This is a genomic window from Streptomyces sp. JN8, from assembly GCF_055808075.1.
Genome location: NZ_CM147852.1, coordinates 2,736,415 through 2,755,471 on the forward strand (window position 1 = coordinate 2,736,415; position 19,057 = coordinate 2,755,471).

General features: G+C 71.5%; 17 protein-coding genes and 2 riboswitches. Of the genes, 6 read left to right on the forward strand and 11 right to left on the reverse strand.

Annotated elements, in window-relative coordinates; all coding sequences use genetic code 11:
• Window positions 1-216 precede the first annotated feature (216 nt).
• From ACY0MR_RS11640 to ACY0MR_RS11675, 8 genes are all read right to left on the reverse strand, one after another.
• Complete coding sequence (locus ACY0MR_RS11640; RefSeq protein ID WP_473561773.1) at window positions 217-1,437, reverse strand: ABC transporter ATP-binding protein; 1,221 nt, start codon at window positions 1,435-1,437, stop codon at window positions 217-219.
• 8 nt (window positions 1,438-1,445) lie between these two features.
• Window positions 1,446-2,549, reverse strand: coding sequence for an ABC transporter ATP-binding protein (locus ACY0MR_RS11645; protein WP_361854049.1), 1,104 nt, complete (start codon window positions 2,547-2,549; stop codon window positions 1,446-1,448).
• Window positions 2,546-3,544, reverse strand: coding sequence for an ABC transporter permease (locus tag ACY0MR_RS11650; RefSeq protein WP_361854052.1), 999 nt, complete (start codon window positions 3,542-3,544; stop codon window positions 2,546-2,548). The genes ACY0MR_RS11645 and ACY0MR_RS11650 overlap by 4 nt, the downstream gene beginning before the upstream one ends.
• Window positions 3,545-3,658: 114 nt before the next feature.
• The gene (locus ACY0MR_RS11655; protein ID WP_388793680.1) at window positions 3,659-5,425 is read right to left on the reverse strand and encodes an ABC transporter substrate-binding protein; all 1,767 of its coding nucleotides are present in this window, start codon (window positions 5,423-5,425) and stop codon (window positions 3,659-3,661) included.
• A 109-nt stretch (window positions 5,426-5,534) separates the two neighbouring features.
• Window positions 5,535-6,560: an ABC transporter permease gene (locus ACY0MR_RS11660; protein ID WP_361854058.1), complete on the reverse strand. Its 1,026-nt coding sequence runs from the start codon at window positions 6,558-6,560 to the stop codon at window positions 5,535-5,537.
• 364 nt (window positions 6,561-6,924) lie between these two features.
• Window positions 6,925-7,716, reverse strand: a complete 792-nt coding sequence (locus ACY0MR_RS11665) for an enhanced serine sensitivity protein SseB C-terminal domain-containing protein (RefSeq protein WP_388793678.1) — start codon at window positions 7,714-7,716, stop codon at window positions 6,925-6,927.
• Between the two features lie 86 nt (window positions 7,717-7,802).
• Complete coding sequence (locus tag ACY0MR_RS11670) at window positions 7,803-8,543, reverse strand: enhanced serine sensitivity protein SseB (RefSeq protein WP_361854064.1); 741 nt, start codon at window positions 8,541-8,543, stop codon at window positions 7,803-7,805.
• A gap of 180 nt (window positions 8,544-8,723) precedes the next feature.
• Window positions 8,724-9,386 (reverse strand): AAA family ATPase, encoded by a 663-nt coding sequence (locus tag ACY0MR_RS11675; protein ID WP_388793676.1) that lies wholly within the window; start codon window positions 9,384-9,386, stop codon window positions 8,724-8,726.
• Window positions 9,387-9,537: 151 nt separating this feature from the next.
• A riboswitch (glycine riboswitch) is annotated at window positions 9,538-9,636 on the forward strand.
• 1 nt (window position 9,637) lies between these two features.
• A riboswitch (glycine riboswitch) is annotated at window positions 9,638-9,749 on the forward strand.
• Window positions 9,750-9,808: 59 nt separating this feature from the next.
• Here ACY0MR_RS11675 and gcvT point away from each other — a divergent pair.
• From gcvT to ACY0MR_RS11695, 4 genes are all read left to right on the forward strand, one after another.
• On the forward strand, window positions 9,809-10,933 hold the full coding sequence (gcvT, locus tag ACY0MR_RS11680; protein WP_473560619.1) for a glycine cleavage system aminomethyltransferase GcvT: 1,125 nt from the start codon (window positions 9,809-9,811) through the stop codon (window positions 10,931-10,933).
• Window positions 10,934-11,010: 77 nt separating this feature from the next.
• Window positions 11,011-11,388 carry a glycine cleavage system protein GcvH gene (gene gcvH / locus ACY0MR_RS11685; protein WP_361854072.1) on the forward strand — a complete coding sequence of 126 codons (378 nt, stop codon included), beginning with the start codon at window positions 11,011-11,013 and terminating at the stop codon, window positions 11,386-11,388.
• Between the two features lie 24 nt (window positions 11,389-11,412).
• Complete coding sequence (locus tag ACY0MR_RS11690; RefSeq protein WP_388793671.1) at window positions 11,413-12,672, forward strand: serine hydroxymethyltransferase; 1,260 nt, start codon at window positions 11,413-11,415, stop codon at window positions 12,670-12,672.
• A gap of 162 nt (window positions 12,673-12,834) precedes the next feature.
• Window positions 12,835-14,205 carry an L-serine ammonia-lyase gene (locus ACY0MR_RS11695; protein WP_404085355.1) on the forward strand — a complete coding sequence of 457 codons (1,371 nt, stop codon included), beginning with the start codon at window positions 12,835-12,837 and terminating at the stop codon, window positions 14,203-14,205.
• A gap of 75 nt (window positions 14,206-14,280) precedes the next feature.
• Here the strand turns inward: ACY0MR_RS11695 and ACY0MR_RS11700 are convergent, their stop codons facing one another.
• Both ACY0MR_RS11700 and ACY0MR_RS11705 read right to left on the reverse strand, forming a co-directional pair.
• A complete protein-coding gene (locus ACY0MR_RS11700; protein WP_361854081.1) occupies window positions 14,281-14,520 on the reverse strand; it encodes a hypothetical protein in 240 nt (79 codons plus the stop codon).
• Window positions 14,521-14,671: 151 nt separating this feature from the next.
• Window positions 14,672-15,994: an FAD-dependent monooxygenase gene (locus ACY0MR_RS11705; RefSeq protein ID WP_473560622.1), complete on the reverse strand. Its 1,323-nt coding sequence runs from the start codon at window positions 15,992-15,994 to the stop codon at window positions 14,672-14,674.
• Window positions 15,995-16,214: 220 nt separating this feature from the next.
• Here ACY0MR_RS11705 and ACY0MR_RS11710 point away from each other — a divergent pair, with 220 nt between their 5' ends.
• A complete protein-coding gene (locus tag ACY0MR_RS11710) occupies window positions 16,215-17,204 on the forward strand; it encodes an ABC transporter ATP-binding protein (RefSeq protein ID WP_392862345.1) in 990 nt (329 codons plus the stop codon).
• Complete coding sequence (locus ACY0MR_RS11715; protein ID WP_361854087.1) at window positions 17,201-18,034, forward strand: ABC transporter permease; 834 nt, start codon at window positions 17,201-17,203, stop codon at window positions 18,032-18,034. Before ACY0MR_RS11710 ends, ACY0MR_RS11715 begins: the two co-directional genes overlap by 4 nt.
• A 72-nt stretch (window positions 18,035-18,106) precedes the next feature.
• On the opposite strand, the gene ACY0MR_RS11720 is transcribed toward ACY0MR_RS11715, so the two are convergent.
• The gene (locus ACY0MR_RS11720) at window positions 18,107-19,057 is read right to left on the reverse strand and encodes a thiopeptide-type bacteriocin biosynthesis protein (RefSeq protein ID WP_473560624.1); all 951 of its coding nucleotides are present in this window, start codon (window positions 19,055-19,057) and stop codon (window positions 18,107-18,109) included.

Here is a 19,057-nt window from a genome sequence, read left to right on the forward strand (position 1 = left end):
GGGTCCCCGTACACGCGGGTCCCGTACACGCGGGTCCCCGGACGCCCGGGTCGCCGGACGCGCGGGTCCCCAAACACGCGGGTCCCCGTACACGCGGGTCCCGTACACGCGGGTCCCCGGACGCCCGGGTCGCCGGACGCGCGGGTCCCCGGACGCCCGGGTCCCCGTACGCGCGAAGGCCCCCGGTGCCTTTCGGCACCGGGGGCCTCCCCCGCGTCACGCCTTCGGCGCGTCGCCCTCGGCCGCGGGCTCCGGCGTCTCGGCCCGGACCTCCGCCTTCCCCTCGGCCTCCGTCGACTCCGGCGCCGTCTCGGCCGGCTCCGCCGGCTTCTCCGCGGCTGTCGGCTCCGACGCCGTCTCCTTCTTCTCCGGCGTCACCGGCGCCACCGGCGTCTCCGTCTTCACGGGTGCCGTCGTGATCTCCAGCGACTCCCTCGCCCCCGGGATTGTCAGGGACTCCGCGTTCTCCGGGTGGTGGCAGGCCACCCGCTGGCCCGGGCGGAGTTCGATCAGCGGGGGCTCCTGCGTGCGGCAGACGTCCGTCGCCTTCCAGCAGCGGGTGTTGAAGCGGCAGCCCGGCGGCGGGGCGATCGGGGACGGGACGTCGCCGGTCAGCAGGATGCGGTCGCTCTTCGCTCCCCTGCGGCGGGGGTCCGGGATCGGGACCGCCGACATGAGGGCGCGGGTGTACGGGTGCATCGGGTTCTCGTAGAGGGACTTGCGGTCCGCGAGTTCCACGATCTTGCCGAGGTACATCACCGCGATGCGGTCCGACACGTGCCGGATGACCGACAGGTCGTGCGCGATGATCACGTACGTGAGGCCGAGCTCCTCCTGGAGGTCGTCCAGGAGGTTGACCACCTGCGCCTGGATGGAGACGTCCAGGGCCGAGACCGGCTCGTCCGCCACCACGAGCTTCGGCTTCAGGGCCAGGGCGCGGGCGATGCCGATGCGCTGGCGCTGGCCGCCGGAGAACTCGTGCGGGTAGCGGTTGTAGTGCTCCGGGTTGAGGCCGACCAGTCCGAGCAGGCGCTGGACCTCCTTCTTCACGCCGCCCTCGGGCTCGACGCCCTGGAGCTTGAAGGGGGCCGAGACGATCGTGCCGACCGTGTGGCGCGGGTTCAGCGAGCCGTACGGGTCCTGGAAGATCATCTGGATGTCCCGGCGGAACGGGCGCATGCCCGAGACGCCGAGGTGCGAGATGTCCTTGCCCTGGAACTCGACCGTGCCGCCGGTCGGTTCGAGCAGCCGGGTGATCAGCCGGCCCATCGTGGACTTGCCGCAGCCGGACTCGCCGACGACGCCGAGCGTCTCACCGGGCAGGACCTCGAAGTCGATCCCGTCGACCGCCTTGACCGCGCCGGTCTGCCGCTGGAGAAGCCCCTTCTTGATGGGGAAGTGCTTCTTCAGGCCGGTGACCTTGAGGAGGGGTTCCATGGTCTCGCTCACAGTTTCGGCGCAATCTCTTCGGTCCAGATACGGGTCCGCTCCTCCTGCGGCATGTGGCAGGCCGAGAAGTGGCGGTCCCCGGCCGGCGCCAGCTCCGGTCGCAGGGTGCGCGTGATGCCGCCCTTGGGGACGTCCGCGTACGGGCAGCGGGGGTTGAAGGCGCAGCCGTCCGGGATGTTGATGAGGCTGGGCGGGTTGCCCTTCACCGGGATGAGCCGGTCGGTCTGGTCGCGGTCGATCCTCGGCATCGAGCCGAGCAGGCCCCAGGTGTAGGGGTGCTGCGGCTCGTAGAAGACGGACTCGGCCGGTCCGCGCTCGACGCAGCGCCCGCCGTACATCACGAGGATGTCGTCGGCGAGCTCGGCGACGACGCCGAGGTCGTGGGTGATGATGACGACCGCGGAGCCGAACTCCTTCTGGAGGTCCCGCATCAGGTCGAGGATCTGGGCCTGCACGGTCACGTCGAGCGCGGTGGTCGGCTCGTCGGCGATGAGCAGGGCCGGGTTGTTGACGAGCGCCATGGCGATCATCGCGCGCTGGCGCATGCCGCCGGAGAACTCGTGCGGGTAGTTGTCGAACCGCTTGGCGGGCTCGGGGATGCCGACCCGGTCGAGGAGTTCGACGGCCCGCTTGCGTGCCGTCTTCTTGTCGACGTCGTGGTGGACGCGGTACGCCTCCACGATCTGGTTGCCGACCGTGTAGTACGGGTGCATCGCGGACAGCGGGTCCTGGAAGATCATGGCCATGTCGCGGCCGCGCATCTTGCGGACCTCGTCCGGGTCGGCCGAGAGCAGCTCGCGTCCGTCGAGCCAGATCTCGCCGGAGATGCGGGCCTTCTGCCGGCCGTACTGGCCGACGGTGTGGAGACCCATGATGCCGAGCGAGGTGACCGACTTCCCGGAGCCGGACTCGCCCACGATGCCGAGGGTCTTGCCCTTCTCCAGCTGGAAGCTGAGCCCGTCGACCGACTTGACCAGACCGTCGTCGGTCGGGAAGTGGATCTTCAGGTCGCGCACGTCGAGGAAGGCGTCGGAGGGGGCGGACCCGGTGGCGACGGGTTCTCCCACCGCCGCGCCGGTCTTCGTCAGCTTGTCCGTCATGCGAGCCTCACTCGGGGGTCGATCACCGCGTACAGGAGGTCCACGACGAGGTTGGCGAGGACGACGCAGGCCGCGGTGATCAGCGTGACGGCCAGGATCAGCGGCAGGTCGCGCTCGCTGACGCCCTTGATGGCGAGTCCGCCGAGGCCGTGGAGGCTGAACGCGGTCTCGGTCAGGATCGCGCCGCCGACGAGGGCGCCGAGGTCCATGCCGAAGATGGTCAGGATGGGGGTCATGGTGGAGCGCATGGCGTGCTTGCCGAGCACGACCGGCTCCGGGAGGCCCTTGGCCCGCGCGGTGCGGATGTAGTCCTCGCCGAGGACCTCCAGCATGGTGGCGCGGGTGAGCCGCGCGTACATCGCCGCGTACAGGAAGGCGAGGGTCACCCAGGGCAGGAGCAGGCCGCCGAACCAGCCGCCGAAGGACTCGGTGATCGGCGTGTACGAGGCGTTGAGCCAGCCCAGTTGGGTTCGGAAGATCAGCATCGCCAGCATGGCGGTGAAGAAGATGGGGAGCGAGACGCCGGCCAGCGCGGTGATCATGGCGGCGCGGTCGATGATCGTGCCCCGCTTGAGGGCGGAGACGACGCCGGTCGAGACGCCCAGCACCAGCCAGAGCACCGCGGCGCCGATGACCATGGAGAGGGTGACGGGGAAGGCGTCGACCAGCATCTCCGAGACGTCCTGCTCGGTGCGGAACGAGTAGCCGAAGCAGGGCGCCGCGCAGTGGATGGTGTCGCCGCCGCCGGTGTAGTCGCGACCGACGAAGATGCCGGAGACGAAGTGCCAGAACTGCACCAGGATCGGCTCGTCCAGGCCCAGCTTCTGCCGGACGGCCTCGATGGATGCCGGATCCGCCTGCTTGCCGACGAACATCGCGGCAGGGTCGCTGCCGGTCAGCTTGGGTATGAGGAAGAAGATGCTGAGCGTCACGAGCGTGACGACGAGCAGCATCACGACGACCGCGAAGAGTCGCCGGACTATGTATGCAAGCATGCGGTCGGCCGGTCGGCGGCCGGGGGACCCGATCGGGTCCCCCGGCCGCCGCCCTCGGCCATCACCTGCCCTTCGGACCTGGCGGCGGGTGGTGCGCCGGTGGAACGGGTCGGATTACTTGACGACGCCGAGCGACGCGTAGTCGTAGCGGCCGTTGTAGGCGTCCGCCGTGTAGACGTTGGTCAGCCGGGAGCTGCGCCAGATGATGTTCTTCTCGTGGGTGAAGGGCAGGTAGACCGCGGCCTCCGACACCTTCGTGTTGATCTGCTTGTAGAGCTCGCCGGCCTTGACCGGGTCGGTCTCCTTCAGCGCCTGGTCGAACAGGCCGTTGACGGCCTTGTCGTTCAGCTCCGAGAAGTTGTTGTTGCCGCTCTGGAGGATGAAGCGACCGTCGACGAGCGGCTGGAGGAAGCCCTGGCCGGACGGGAAGTCGGCGCCCCAGCCCATGATGATGATGCCGTAGCCCTTGTCCTTGACGACCTTCGGCGAACCGATGATGCCGGACGTCTGGGCGCCGTCGAACTGGTCGATCTCGGCCTCGATGCCGACGGCCTTCAGCGACTGCTGGAGGGACTCGGCGGTCGCGATCTCGATCTTCTTGTTGTTGCGGACCGCGATCGTGGTCTTGAAGCCGTTCGGCTTGCCACACTTCTTGAGCGCGTCCTTGGCCTTGGCCAGGTCCGGGGCGCCGCCGAGCTTGCCGTACGGGTCGGCCTTCGGGTCGGCACCCTTGATCGCCGGCGGAAGCATGTTGGTGGCGATGTCGCCACCGGCCTGCGGGCCGCCGCGGGCGGTCTGGAGGGACTTGGAGTCGGCCGCGTAGATGATGGCCTTGCGGCACTCGATGTTGGGGATCACCGTCTGCGGGAAGACCGCGTAGCGGATGAAGCCCGTCTGCGGGTTGTCGACGTTGCCCTTGTGCTGCTGGAGCACCTTCTGGCGGGCCGAGGCGCCGACGCCGGTGGCGTTGATGTCGAGGTCGTACTCGCCCTCGACCAGGCGGTTGTCCATGTCGTCGGCGTTCGTGGTGAACGTGACGCTGACCTTGTCCGGCAGGGCCTTGCGGACGGTGTCCGTCTTGGCGTCCCACTTGTCGTTGCGGACGAGCTTGATGGACTTGTTCGGGGTGTACGAGTCCCACTTGTACGGGCCGGAGGAGAAGGGCTTCAGGCCGTACTTGGCCTTGGTGTCCTTGTCCTGGCGGACCGGGGAGGCGGCGGGCATGGCCAGCATCTGCAGGAAGTCGCCGTTGGCGACCGGCAGCTTGAAGATGATGGTCTTGTCGTCCGGGGTCTCGATCGCCTTCAGGCCGAGCTTGTCCGCGGAGGTGTCCTTGTAGGGACCCTTGTACTCGCCCTTGGGGTCGAGGACCTGCTGCAGGTAGATCGGGCCGCCGGAGATGACGTCCTGGGCCCAGATGCGCTCGATGCCGTACTTGATGTCCTTGGAGGTGATCGGCTTGCCGTCCTCCCAGGTCACCCCGTCCTTCAGCGTGAAGGTGTAGGTGAGGCCGTCGGCCGAGACCTTGCCGGCGTCGGTGGCGAGGTCCGGGACGAGCTCGGTGGAGGCGGCGCCCGGCTCGGCCTTGAAGGTGACCAGCTGACGGGTGTAGTAGCGCGCGAAGTCCCACACGAAGCCGTAGTAGCCGCGCTGCGGGTCCCACGAGTCGGCCTCCTGCGAGCCGATGAACTTCAGCTCGCCGCCCTTCTTGTCGGAGGCGTTGGCGACCTTGTTCACGGCGGCGTCGAAGCCGGGCGCGCCGCCCTTGCCCTTGTCGCCGCTGTCGCCGCCGTTGCCGCCACCGCACGCGGTGGTGACGACCATCGTGGCCGCCGCGAGCAGCGCGCCCGCGGCGATTCTGCGCTGAGAGCTCTTCAGCATGGGTCCAGCAACCTCCGGGATAGTGGCGGCCGTACGGCGGTCCGCCGATTGGGGTTCAGCCTCCTGTCGCCAGCGGCAGGGGCGGGTGGTGCGGGTCGTCGGCGAACGGTCAGCGGGAGCCCTTCGGGTCGAGCGCGTCACGCACGCCGTCGCCGAAGAGGTTGAACGCCAGGACGGTGATGAAGATCGCGAAGCCGGGGATCACCATGAACAGCGGGTCCGACTCGTAGGTGGTGATGGCCGTCGACAGCATCTGTCCCCAGGAGGCCGTGGGCGGCTTGACACCCGCGCCGAGGAAGCTGAGCGCCGCTTCGGTGAGGATGTTGGTGGGGATCATGAGGGTCGCGTAGACCGTGATCGGGGCGATCAGGTTCGGCAGCAGCTCGCGGCGGAGGATGTAGAGGCGGCCGGCGCCGAGGCTCTGGGCGGCCTCGACGTACTCGCGGTTGCGCAGCGAGAGGGTCTGGCCGCGGACGATGCGGCCGACGTACGGCCAGCCGAAGAAGCCGATGACGAGCACCAGGGCGGCGATGCGGACGCCGGAGCCGTCGAGGCCGAGGAGCTGGTTCGGCAGGACGGAGACGAGGGCGATCGTGAAGAGCAGCTGCGGGAAGGCGAGCATCACGTCCATGACCCGGCTGAGGGCCGCGTCGACCCAGCCGCCGAAGTAGCCGGCGATGATGCCGAGGACCGTGCCGAGGACGACGGCGAAGACCGCCGCGAGGAAGGCGACGAGGAGCGAGATCCGGGCGCCGTAGACGATGCGGCTGAAGACGTCGCGGCCGTTGACGGGCTCGACTCCGAAGAGGAAGTCGGAGCTGACGCCGCCCCAGGAGCCGATCGGGGTGCCGAACAGGGGGTCGATCTGGTCCTCGTGGAACTCGTCCGGCGGGTGGCCGAGGAGGCCGACGATGACCGGCGCGAAGATCGCGACGAGGATGAGGAAGACGACGACGAAGGCGCCCGCGAGGGCCAGTTTGTCGCGCTTGAGCCGGGTCCAGGCGATCTGCCAGGGCGAGCGGCCCTCGATCGCCTTGGCGGGGGCGCCGGCCTCGGGGGTGCCGGGGGCGTCGGGCGCGCCATCGACGGTGGCGGTCGCCTCGCCCGCACTCTTCTCGTGCAGTGGTGCCGTCATCGTGGTGAGGACCCCTCTCGGCCGCCGGTAGCCGGCCCTTGCCCGCCGCGGGTAGCGGCTCGGTGGAACAACCTGCCGGGCGACCTGCTCGAAAGGAGCCGAACGCCCGGTGTTCCGGGGAGTCTTCAATGTGCTCGTGATCACCCGCCAGCCCTGACGAGGAATGTTTGCTCAAACGTGATGCGGTGCTGCGACTTCCGTTATCCGGACGTCGGGGGCGCCTGAGCGGACCATCTCGGGGCCTCTTCCCCCCAATCGGACATGTCCCCTCAACTGTGCGTTCGAGCTCCTGAATTGGGGCGAACGAAAGCCTCCGGAGCGGACTCCGGAGGCTGGTGGGGAAGAAGGGGAGAAGGCGTACGTCTCAGTATCCGGACGGCGCCGGCGGGGGGTATCCGTAGCCCGGGGCGGGCGCCCCGCCGCGTCCGGCGTGCGCCTCGCGGTCGTAGAACGGACGGCCGTTGGCGCGGAGCCAGAGGGCCACCGGGTCGTACCCGTCGGAGAGGGCGACCGTGGAGACGGGCAGCCCGTCGGGTACGGAGCCGATGGACTGGCGCATCATCGACCGCACGGTGTCGACGGCGGCCGCCGAGGTGTCGTACAGGTCGAGGCCGATGGCGAGGTACGGGGAGCCGAGCGCGGGCTGCACCCAGCCGCGGCGCAGCGCCCGGACGGCGGGGGTGCGGTGCGCGTTCTGCGTGAGCAGGGCGTAGAACTGCGGGATCTCCAGGGTGGGCTCGGTGACCCGGAGCGGCCCGGCGGGCATCCGGTCGAGGCCGGTGGCGATCCGGCGGAGGTCGGCCCAGGGGATGCCGACGCCGCCGCCGGGGGCGTGCGGATTGAGCCAGACGCCCCAGCGGTCGGGGTAGAGGGCGCGGGCGATCTCCCGGCCGGTGACGAGCTCGTGGGCGCGGTGCCAGCCGGAGGCGGCCAGTTCCTGCGCGGAGGTGACGCAGGGCGCGTAGCCGAAGCCGTCGACCTCCATGTTCCCGTACTGGGCGTCGGACGAGCCGGGTGAGCCCTGCCAGAGCAGCATCCACAGCTCGCCGTCGGCGAGGGCGTGCAGCAGCTGCTCGTACGCGTCGTAGCGTCCGGGTGCCACCTGGCGCAGCATGTGCTCGACCTGTCCGGTCGCCGCGGTGCCTGACGCGCTCACCCTGGGTCCTGCCCCTCTTCCGTCGCCGTCGCTGTTGCCGACGTCTGTGCCTGCTGTCGAGAAGTTCAGCTTAAACAGGCCGTCCGTCACACGGCGGCGCGCTGGTAGAAGGGGCGCACCCGCTCCAGCATCCAGTCGCCGACCGGGTCCTGTGCCATGTCGAGCAGGATGAGGTTGACCGGCCAGGCGCACTCGACGCGGCCGAGGGCGCGGCCGAGGGCGTCCAGGGGCGCGTTGCGGTCGACGCCGTCCCAGGCCGCGAGCTGCACGCCGATGAAGAGGGCGGGTTCGGTGCCCTCGACGCTGGCGAGGGCCCGGCGGGCGGTGGTGACGACGCCGGTGGCCTCGAACTCGGCGGACGCGGCGGCGAGGAAGTCGACCGGGTCGTCCTGCCAGTCGGGCTCGAAGAGCCGGACGCGGCCGCCGGTGGCGGGCCCGTCGAGCGGGGTGCGGCCGACGCGGCAGAGCTCGGCGACGGCCGGCGGGGGCAGCGGGACGCCGACGACGCCGCCGGGGTTCACGGCGATGCCGAGCTGCGGGGGCAGGCCGCGGGCGAAGTCACGGGCCGGGGCGACGGTGAACGACATGTGGCCGCCGACGCAGGCGAGGAACTGCTCCTCGGAGCTGAAGACGGGGACGTAGGCCGCGCCGTCGATCTCCATGGTGGCGAGGTCGAGGTTCGGGCTGTCGGGTCCGCCGCCGTTGGGCAGGGGCACCCAGACCGGGCTGCGGCCGAGGACCTCGACGAGGCGGGCGCCCGCCGCGGGGTTGCCGAGTGAGGCGGCAAGGACCTCTTCCAGCTCGTTGCCCGGCCACGTCACGTCCACGGTCGCGTTTCCCCTTCTCGCACGGCCTGCCGTACCGGCCGCCCCGGCAGCACCCTAACGCCGCCCCGGCGCCGCCGTGGCCAAAAGAAGCGGTACGGACACTCCGGGACAGGGGCGTACGTCACAGCGGCCGGGCCCCGGCGGGCGGTCGTGCGCCGCCGGGGCACAGGCCGCCCCGCCTCAGGCCGCCTGGCGGAAGCCGATCGTCCGCAGGAGGTCCGCCGCGTCCCGGTCGAGCAGGGTCGCGGAGGCGCAGCCGTGCGGCAGCCGGCCGGACTCCGCGGCGGCGACGAGCCGGGCGACGGCCCGCCGGTGCCGGGCGAAGGCGTACGCGGAGACGCCCCGGCCGCGGGCCCGCTGGCCCGCGCGGGCGGTGTCCGGCTCCACGTCGAGGAGGACCAGGTGGAGGGCGCGGCCGCGGCGCCGGGCCTCCCGGGCGAGCCAGCCCCGCACCCAGGACTGGGTGCCGCAGTCGTGCACGATCACCCCGGCGCCGGAGCGCAGGGCGCGGTGCAGACCCGCGTAGTGCGCGATGCGGACCAGCGGGCGGTAGACGGCGTACGGCAGGAGGCGGGGCATGCGGGCCTCCCAGCGCTCCCGGGTGTCCTGCGAGTCGATGCCGGCGCCGTCGGCGGCGCGTCGCATCAGGGTGGACTTGCCGCTGCCGGGCAGGCCGGAGACGACCACCAGGTCGCCGGGGGCGAAGGTGAGGGCGCGGGGGCCGCGGCCGCCGCGCTCGCGCAGGTCGCGCAGGAGGCGTCCGCGGCCGCGGGTGCGCGCGCGGGCCCGCTGGGACGGTATGCCGGTACTTCGGGCATATGCGCCGGTGTGCTCGTACCTCATCGCTTCTCCCCCTGCCGGGCCCGGGAAGACCCTTGCCCACAAAGTGTAAAGAAGCGGTAATGGGACACAAGCGATGTGCCCCGCCGACCTCGCGTGCAATGATGTGCGCGCCAGGCGCGCACAGTCGCCACACAATCGCATACCGGCCGCTCGAATCCGCGCGGGAGAGTTCCGGACGCCAGGCGTGTCCGGACGCCGAAGGAGCAAGACCCTCCCTTGAATCTCTCAGGCCCCGTACCGCGTGGATGAGGCAGATCTGAAAAGCGGGACACCGTGGCGTGTCCCCACCCAAGGTGCAAACCGATCTCTCGGCGACGAGATGCTCTCGGTGAACCTCTCAGGTTCCATGACAGATGGGGAGGACGTCCTCGCCCGTCATGTGTTTCGTCACCGATCACGCCCTTGGGACCCGGGAGCCACCCATGAGCACTGCCCCCCGTCTGACCGCCCTCGATGCCCTGCATCGTTCGCTGGGCGCGACCATGACCGACTTCGCCGGCTGGGACATGCCGCTCCGGTACGGCAGCGAGCGGGACGAGCACGTCGCCGTCCGCACCCGGGCGGGCCTGTTCGACCTCTCCCACATGGGCGAGATCACGGTCACCGGCCCGCAGGCCGTCGAGCTCCTCGACCACGCCCTGGTCGGCAACATCTCCACGGTGGGCGTGGGCCGCGCCCGGTACACGATGATCTGCCAGGAGGACGGCGGGATCCTCGACGACCTGATCGTGTACCGCCTCGGCGAGACGGAGTACATGGTCGTCGCCAACGCCTCCAACGCGCAGACCGTCCTGGACGCGCTCACGGCCCGCGCGGAGGGCTTCGACGCCGAGGTCCGGGACGACCGCGACGCCTACGCCCTGATCGCGGTCCAGGGCCCGGAGTCCCCCGGCATCCTGAAGTCGCTCACGGACGCCGACCTGGACGGGCTGAAGTACTACGCCGGCCTGCCGGGCACGGTCGCCGGGGTGCCCGCGCTGATCGCCCGCACCGGCTACACCGGCGAGGACGGCTTCGAGCTGTTCCTGAAGCCCGAGCACGCCGAGCAGGTCTGGCGGGCGCTGACCGAGGCCGGCGCGCCGGTCGGTCTGATCCCCTGCGGCCTGTCCTGCCGCGACACGCTCCGCCTGGAGGCGGGCATGCCGCTGTACGGCCACGAGCTGACCACCGCGCTGACCCCCTTCGACGCGGGTCTGGGCCGGGTCGTGAAGTTCGAGAAGACGACGAACGACGGCCGCTTCGTCGGCCGTGAGGCGCTGGAGAAGGCCGCCGAGCGCGCCGAGACCGCCCCGCCGCGCAAGCTCGTCGGTCTGGTCGCCGAGGGCCGCCGGGTCCCGCGGGCCGGCTTCTCCGTGGTCAAGGACGGCGTGGTGATCGGCGAGGTCACCTCCGGCGCCCCCTCCCCCACCCTCGGAAAGCCGATCGCCATAGCGTACGTGGACGCGGCGCACGCCGAGCCCGGCACCCAGGGTGTAGGTGTGGACATCCGGGGCACCCACGAGCCCTACGAGGTCGTGGCACTGCCGTTCTACAAGCGCCAGAAGTGACGCATCCGTCTCACTTCGCGTCTCATCCCGCAAGACCCACGTTCATCAGCACTCCCCCGATCCAGGAGAATCAGGCCATGAGCAACCCCCAGCAGCTGCGCTACACCAAGGAGCACGAGTGGCTGTCGGCCGCCGAGGACGGTGTCGCGACCGTCGGCATCACGGAGTTCGCCGCCAACGCGCTCGGTGACGTCGTCTACGCCCAGCTCCCGGAGGTCGGCTCCACGATCACCGCGGGCGAGTCCTGCGGCGAGCTGGAGTCCACCAAGTCGGTCAGCGACCTGTACGCCCCGGTGACGGGCGAGATCGTCGAGGCCAACCAGGACGTCGTGGACGACCCGTCCCTCGTGAACACCGCTCCGTTCGAGGGTGGCTGGCTGTTCAAGGTACGGCTCACGGGCGAGCCGGAGGACCTGCTCACCGCCGACGAGTACGCCGCGTTCACCGCCGGCTAACCCGACACCCCTAGGGATCGATTCATGTCGCTTCTGAACACTCCCCTCCACGAGCTGGACCCGGACGTCGCCGCAGCCGTCGACGCCGAGCTCCGCCGTCAGCAGTCCACCCTCGAGATGATCGCGTCGGAGAACTTCGCTCCGGTCGCCGTCATGGAGGCGCAGGGCTCCGTCCTCACCAACAAGTACGCCGAGGGCTACCCGGGCCGCCGCTACTACGGCGGCTGCGAGCACGTCGACGTGGCCGAGCAGATCGCGATCGACCGGATCAAGGACCTGTTCGGCGCCGAGTACGCCAACGTCCAGCCGCACTCCGGCGCCTCCGCGAACCAGGCCGCCCTCTTCGCGATCGCCCAGCCCGGCGACACGATCCTGGGTCTGGACCTGGCGCACGGCGGCCACCTGACCCACGGCATGCGCCTGAACTTCTCGGGCAAGCAGTTCGACGTGGTCGCGTACCACGTGGACGAGGCCGGTCTGGTCGACATGGCCGAGGTCGAGCGCCTCGCCAAGGAGCACCGCCCCAAGGTGATCATCGCGGGCTGGTCCGCCTACCCGCGCCAGCTGGACTTCGCCGAGTTCCGCCGGATCGCCGACGAGGTCGAGGCCTACCTGTGGGTCGACATGGCCCACTTCGCGGGCCTGGTCGCGGCCGGTCTGCACCCGAACCCGGTCGAGTACGCGGACGTGGTGACCTCCACCACGCACAAGACGCTCGGCGGCCCCCGCGGCGGCATCATCCTCGCGAAGAAGGAGTTCGCGAAGAAGCTGAACTCCTCGGTCTTCCCCGGTTTCCAGGGCGGCCCGCTGGAGCACGTGATCGCGGCCAAGGCCGTCTCCTTCAAGGTCGCGGCCTCGGAGGAGTTCAAGGAGCGCCAGCAGCGCACCCTGGACGGCGCCCGCATCATCGCCGAGCGCCTGGTCCAGGACGACGTCACCGCCCACGGTGTCTCCGTCCTGTCCGGCGGCACGGACGTCCACCTGCTCCTCGTCGACCTGCGCGACAGCGAGCTGGACGGCCAGCAGGCCGAGGACCGCCTCCACGAGGTGGGCATCACGGTCAACCGGAACGCCGTTCCGAACGACCCGCGCCCGCCGATGGTCACCTCGGGTCTGCGCATCGGCACGCCGGCGCTCGCCACCCGCGGCTTCCGGACCGAGGACTTCGCCGAGGTCGCCGACATCATCGCGGAGACCCTGAAGCCCGGCTTCGACGCCGAGTCCCTCAAGGCGCGGGTCACCGCGCTGGCGGACAAGCACCCGCTGTACCCCGGCCTGAAGTAGTTTCGTACGCTTTTGTTCGACCGGAACCCTGGGGCACCGCGCACACTGGACGGTGAGCGCGGTGCCCCACCCCATGTCCTCGCGCTGTACCGCATGTCCTTCTTCGCGCTTCTCTGCTCCACCCCGGCAGACAACGGCGTCTAGCCCCCACAAGGAGTCTTCGTGGCCATCTCGGTCTTCGACCTGTTCTCGATCGGCATCGGTCCGTCGAGCTCCCACACGGTGGGTCCGATGCGAGCCGCCCGGATGTTCGCCCGCCGCCTGAAGAACGAGGGCCTGCTGGCCCACACCGCCCACGTCCGGGCGGAGCTGTACGGCTCCCTGGGTGCGACCGGCCACGGCCACGGGACCCCGAAGGCGGTCCTGCTGGGCCTGGAGGGCAGCTCGCCCCGCACCGTGAACGTGGAGACGGCCGACGACGAGGTCGAGCGGATCAAGTCGAGCGGCCGGATCAACCTGCTCGGCGCGCACGAGATCCCCTTCGACTTCGACGCCGACCTGATCCTGCACCGGCGCAAGGCGCTGCCGTACCACGCCAACGGCATGACGATCTTCGCGTACGACGCCGAGGGCGCCCCGGTCCTGGAGAAGACGTACTACTCGGTCGGCGGCGGCTTCGTCGTGGACGAGGACGCCGTCCAGGGCGAGAACCCGATCGTCCCGGACGACACCGTCCTGAAGTACCCCTTCCGCACCGGCGACGAGCTGCTCCGCCTCGCGAAGGAGACGGGCCTGTCGATCTCCGCGCTGATGCTGGAGAACGAGAAGGCCTGGCGCACCGAGGACGAGATCCGCGCGGGCCTGCTGGAGATCTGGCGGGTCATGCAGTCCTGCGTCTCGCGCGGCATGTCCCGCGAGGGAATCCTGCCCGGCGGCCTGAAGGTGCGCCGGCGCGCCGCGAACCTGGCCCGCAAGCTGCGCTCCGAGGGCGACCCCAAGATGCACGCCATGGAGTGGATCACCCTCTACGCGATGGCCGTGAACGAGGAGAACGCGGCGGGCGGCCGGGTGGTCACCGCCCCGACGAACGGCGCGGCCGGCATCATCCCCGCCGTCCTGCACTACTACACGAACTTCGTGCCCGGCGCCGACGACGACGGCATCGTCCGCTTCATGCTGGCCGCCGGCGCGGTCGGCATGCTCTTCAAGGAGAACGCCTCGATCTCCGGCGCCGAGGTCGGCTGCCAGGGCGAGGTCGGCTCGGCCTGCTCGATGGCGGCGGGCGCGCTCGCCGAGGTCCTCGGCGGCACGCCGGAGCAGGTGGAGAACGCGGCCGAGATCGGCATGGAGCACAACCTGGGCCTGACCTGCGACCCGGTCGGCGGCCTGGTGCAGATCCCGTGCATCGAGCGCAACGGCATGGCGGCGGTCAAGGCCGTCACGGCGGCGAAGATGTCGATGCGCGGCGACGGCAGCCACCTGGTCTCCCTCGACAAGGTCATCAAGACCATGAAGGAGACCGGCGCGGACATGAGCGTGAAGTACAAGGAGACCGCGCGCGGCGGGCTCGCGGTGAACATCATCGAGTGCTGAATCGGGTGCTGAATCGATTGCTCACATGACGGTCCCCGGGCCGGGCGGCCGCCGCCGCCCGGGCCGGGGGCCGGGTCAGTAGCGCACCCAGAGGACGTAGACGTCCGGGCGCGACGGGGCGAAGGGCTCGCAGAGGAAGAGCGCGCCCCAGAGCGGGCGGCCCGCGACGCCCGCCGCCTGGCACTCGGCGTACGAGGAGTGGTGGCTGCGCGGGTAGAAGCCGGGACCCGCGGCCTCGGCGGTGCCCGCGGTGCCGAGCGCGAGCGCTCCGGCCGTGGCCGCGGTGGCGAGTAGGGCTGCGATGCGACGGTACATGGCATGTCCTCCTGAAAACGCCGGGATGCCCCGGCGGAGTGCGTGACGATGCGATGTGAAGCGTTGCGGTGCGGAATGTGCCGGCTGCGCAGCCGGGTCGAACGTACCGTCGCGGGCCGAGCCGCACAATAGGTCCAGACCAATAACCCGATCACGCCGGGGTCGGCACCACGCTCCTGCCCGTCTCGTGCGCGTACAGCATCGCCCGGTCGCGGAGGGACGCGTGGACCGCCATGCGCGCGTCGCGGCGCCGCTGGGCCGGGCCGTCCGGCAGGTGCAGGATCCCGGCGTTGCCGCGCGAGCCGCGCTGGATCTCCGCCGTGCGGGGGATCCGGAGCGACTGGTAGCGGTCGAGCCGTGCCGCCGTCGTCGAGGACGCCGGATCGGCCAGGCAGGCCGCCAGGTCCATCGCGTCCTCGATCGCCTGGTTCGCGCCCTGCGCCATGAACGGCAGCATCGGATGGGCCGCGTCGCCGAGCAGGGTCAGCCGGCGCGAGGACCACACGTCCAGCGGCGGCCGGTCGTGCAGCGCCCACTGGAGGGTCGACTCCACGGCGCCCACGACGTCCGCGACCAGACCGGTCCAGCCGCCGAAGACCCGGCGCAGCGCCTCCGGGTCGCCCGGCACCGACCAGGACTCGCCCGGGGACTGCGCCATCGGCACCGTCGCCGCGAAGCTCAGGTACTCCCCCGCCGCGACCGGGTAGCACACGAAGTGCCCGCCCGGGCCGAGCCAGAGGCGCACCAGAGGCGCGCGGGCCTCGTCCGGCAGCCGGTCCACGGGCACCAGGCCCCGGTAGATGCCGAGACCCGAGAACTCGGGCTCGTCGCGCCGGAACGCCTCGCGGACGGTGGAGTGGATGCCGTCGGCGCCCACGACCAGCTCCGCCCCGCGGACGGTGCCGTCCTCGAAGGACAGCCGCACGCCGCCGTCCGGCCCGTCCGCCTCCCGCGCCCCGCTCAGGCGCTCGCCCAGCTTCAGGCTGCCCCCGTCGACGAGGGTCAGGAGCGCGTCGTGCAGGTGGGCCCGGTGCACCGTGTAGTACGGGGCTCCGAACATCCGCTCGCACTCCGCGCCCAGGGGCGTCCGGGCGATCGGCCGCCCGCTCCACCCCCGTACCTCCATGGCCTCGATCGCCACCGCCCGCTCGCGCAGCGCCGGGCCGAGGCCGAGCCGCAGCAGCGGCCGGACGGCGTTGGGCGAGAGCTGGACTCCCGCCCCCACCTCCGCCAGCCGCCGCGTCTGCTCGTACACCGTGTACAGAACTCCCATGGAGGAGAGCGCACCGGCCAGCGTCAGTCCGCCGATGCCGGCACCGACCACCGAGACGTGCGGCCGCTCCTCCGCTCCCCACTCGTCCAGATCCCCGAACCGCACCTTTGAGACCGCCTTCCGTGTCGCTGCTGTGTCGGCACCGTCGGCGCCACCGGCCGCGGAATCCCGCGGCCCGGCCGTCCGCCGCACCCCGAGCATGGGTCGCCCACCGGCCCCCGGCAACGCGGGTCACGCCCCCCTCTGACAACTGTCGCGGCTTCCATGACGTCCGTCACCGCCGCCCCTCCGGGGCCCGGCCGGGCCCCCGGCCCGCGCCTAACGTCGAGGCGGCGCCCCGGAGTCCGTCTGCGGGCGACGACCCCACGACGTCCCACCACCACACCGGGAGGCACACAGTGACACGAGCCGAGGGACCGCGGTGACCGCCGCGGTGGCCGTGGAAGGCCTGCAGAAGCGGTACGGCGACCACGAGGCCGTGCGCGGCGTCGACTTCAGCGTCGCCGAGGGCGAGATCTTCGCCCTGCTCGGGCCGAACGGCGCGGGCAAGACCACCACCCTGGAGATCCTGGAGGGCTTCCGGGAGCGCGACGGCGGCCGGGTCGAGGTCCTCGGCCGCGACCCCGGCGTCAAGGCGGACGGCCACTGGCTGCGCGGCCAGGTCGGCCTCGTCCTCCAGGACATCGCCGTGGAGCCCTATCTGTCGGTGCGGGAGACGGTGGCCCGCAACGCGGGCTACTACCCGGACCCGCGGAACGTCGACGAACTCCTCGACCTCGTCGGCCTGGAGGAGAAGAAGGGCGCCAAGGTCAAGGACCTGTCGGGCGGCCAGAAGCGCCGGCTCGACCTGGCGCTCGGCGTCGTCGGCCGGCCCCGGCTGCTGTTCCTCGACGAGCCGACGACCGGCTTCGACCCCAACGCCCGCCGCGGCGCCTGGGACGTCGTGCGCAACCTCCGCGACGACGGCACGACCATCGTCCTCACCACCCACTACATGGACGAGGCGCAGGCGCTGGCCGATTCGGTCGTGGTCATCGCCGAGGGCCGGATCGTCGCCTCCGGCACCCCGGACACCCTGGGCGGCCGCGACAGCGCCCAGACCCGGATCCGCTTCGCGCTCCCGTCCGGCGCCGCGCTCGCCGACGTTCCCCTGCAGGTGAGCGACGTGGAGGACGGCCTGGTGACGGCCGAGACGACCGAGCCGACGGCCGCGCTGCACCGGCTGACCGGCTGGGCGCTCGACCGGGGCGCGCCGCTCGACCGGCTGACCGTCGAGCAGCCGACGCTCGAGGACGTCTACCTGAGCCTGACCAGCGAGTACGTACAGCAGGAAGCCTCCTCGCCGTCGTCCGCGCGGGAGCGCAAGGCGCCCGCGGGACGAGGCCGCCGACCCGGACGGAGCCGCTCATGACCACCCTGATCCCCCCGAGCACCGAGACGACCGCCCCGGCGGCCTCGGCGGCCCGCGCGGACGCCCCGCGCGAACGGAACCCGCTGGCCCTGCTGGGTCATCAGATCCGGTACGAGCAGCTGTCGTTCTGGCGCAATCCGCAGTCGATGGTCTTCACGTTCGTCCTGCCCATCGTGATCATCAGCATCTTCGGGGCCGTGTTCAGCGGCAGCGAGGGCGAGGACTTCTTCTTCGGCCTGACCGGCATGCAGTACTACACACCGGTGATCGCCGCCGTGTCCGTACTCGGCGCCTGCTACGGCCAGTTGGCGATCGTGCTCGCGATGCGCCGGCAGACCGGCGTGCTGAAGCGGCTGCACGCCACGCCCCTGCCGGCCTGGGTCTACTTCGCCGGTCTGCTCGTGCACTGCGTCGTCGTGAGCATCGTCGACGTCGCGCTCGTCTTCGGCATCGGCGCGCTCTACGGCGTGGACCTGCCCACCCACTGGGGCGCGGTCCTGCTCACCCTCGTCCTCGGCGCGGCCAGCTTCTGCGCGCTGGGCGTCGGCGTGGCCTCGCTGATCAAGAACTCGGAGGCGGCCCCGGCCGTCGTGCAGTTCATCCAGTTCCCGCTGGTCTTCATCTCGGGCAGCTACTTCCCGATCCACGCCGAGCTGCTGAACACGATCGCGGGCCTGCTGCCCGTCAAGCCGTTCAACGACGCCATGCTGGCGCTCTTCACCCAGGACGCCGGCTTCCAGTGGCGCGACCTGGCGGTCCTCGCCGCCTGGGGCGTGATCGGAGCCCTGATCGCCGTCCGCAGCTTCCGCTGGGACCCGCGCCCCGAGTAGGCGGGCGAGCACCACGAAAAGGCCCGACCGGCGACCGGTCGGGCCTTTCGTGTTCCCCGTGGGGGGCTGCGGTCAGACGTTCCGCGGTACGGGGGCGCCCTCCGGCAGGGGGAAGGCGCGGGCCAGGACGGCGTAGGTGCGCAGCTCCTCCAGGAGGCTGAGGCCGAGCCGGTTGTGGAGCATGTGCGCGTGCGAGAAGAGGACCATGCCCGGGTGGGTCGGCGACTGGGCGCGGATCGCGTCCGCGTGGGCGGTGATCCGGGCGTGCCAGCCGGCGAAGGGACCGTGGGCGTCCGGGTCGAGGGCGACCGCACCCTCGACCCGGGTGATCGTGTCGAGGAGTTCGGCCGGGTGGCCCGCCTCGGCGGCCCAGGCGCGCCAGGCGCCGAGGCCGTGGGCGTAGTAGTACGCGCGTTCCGCCGGGTCCCCGAGGGCGGCCGCGACGGCGACGGTGCCGCGCAGGGCGAGCAGGGCCCGCTGCCGCTCGTCGCCCACCCGGGGCAGGGCGGCGAGGACGAGGGTGCTGGACAGGGTGAAGAGGGACTCGGCGGCGGGCATCAGGGCTCGGCCGCCGTAGCGGTCGAACTCCGGCTCGTAGACGGCCGGGTGGACACCGGGCGGCAGCAGGGCCTTCACGGAGGTGTTCTCGCCGGTCTCGCCGGCGGCGGCGAGCCGCTCGGCCCCGCTGCGGTAGGCGGCGGGGTCGAGCGGCTCCTCGCCCGGCGCGGGCGCGCCGGCGACGGCCAGGCGGGCGGCGAGCGCGGCCGCCACGCGGGTGCGTGCGGCCTCGTCGAGGTCGCCCACGCGGAGCCGGAGGTGCGGGCCGGACTGCCAGTAGCGGATGAAGAACCAGGGTGTGCCGGGGGCGAGTTCGTGGACGGTGGGGCCGATGACGTCGGTGACGACCCGGTCGTGTGCCGACCGGGCCGTCGTGCCGAGGTGGAGGTGCCAGGCGGTCCATGCGGTCGCCGGCGCCGCGGGCGGCGGGGCGGTGGCCGCCGCGGGGGTCGGGGTCGGGGTCAC

Excerpts from the sequence above, each read along its gene's own strand:
- ACY0MR_RS11700 (WP_361854081.1), bottom strand. The coding sequence starts at position 14,520 with ATGTACCGTCGCATCGCAGCCCTACTCGCCACCGCGGCCACGGCCGGA.
- ACY0MR_RS11705 (WP_473560622.1), bottom strand. The coding sequence starts at position 15,994 with ATGCTCGGGGTGCGGCGGACGGCCGGGCCGCGGGATTCCGCGGCCGGT.
- ACY0MR_RS11650 (WP_361854052.1), bottom strand. The coding sequence starts at position 3,544 with ATGCTTGCATACATAGTCCGGCGACTCTTCGCGGTCGTCGTGATGCTG.
- ACY0MR_RS11675 (WP_388793676.1), bottom strand. The coding sequence starts at position 9,386 with ATGAGGTACGAGCACACCGGCGCATATGCCCGAAGTACCGGCATACCG.
- gcvT (WP_473560619.1), top strand. The coding sequence starts at position 9,809 with ATGAGCACTGCCCCCCGTCTGACCGCCCTCGATGCCCTGCATCGTTCG.
- ACY0MR_RS11645 (WP_361854049.1), bottom strand. The coding sequence starts at position 2,549 with ATGACGGACAAGCTGACGAAGACCGGCGCGGCGGTGGGAGAACCCGTC.
- ACY0MR_RS11655 (WP_388793680.1), bottom strand. The coding sequence starts at position 5,425 with ATGCTGAAGAGCTCTCAGCGCAGAATCGCCGCGGGCGCGCTGCTCGCG.
- gcvH (WP_361854072.1), top strand. The coding sequence starts at position 11,011 with ATGAGCAACCCCCAGCAGCTGCGCTACACCAAGGAGCACGAGTGGCTG.
- ACY0MR_RS11640 (WP_473561773.1), bottom strand. The coding sequence starts at position 1,437 with ATGGAACCCCTCCTCAAGGTCACCGGCCTGAAGAAGCACTTCCCCATC.
- ACY0MR_RS11690 (WP_388793671.1), top strand. The coding sequence starts at position 11,413 with ATGTCGCTTCTGAACACTCCCCTCCACGAGCTGGACCCGGACGTCGCC.
- ACY0MR_RS11660 (WP_361854058.1), bottom strand. The coding sequence starts at position 6,560 with ATGACGGCACCACTGCACGAGAAGAGTGCGGGCGAGGCGACCGCCACC.
- ACY0MR_RS11715 (WP_361854087.1), top strand. The coding sequence starts at position 17,201 with ATGACCACCCTGATCCCCCCGAGCACCGAGACGACCGCCCCGGCGGCC.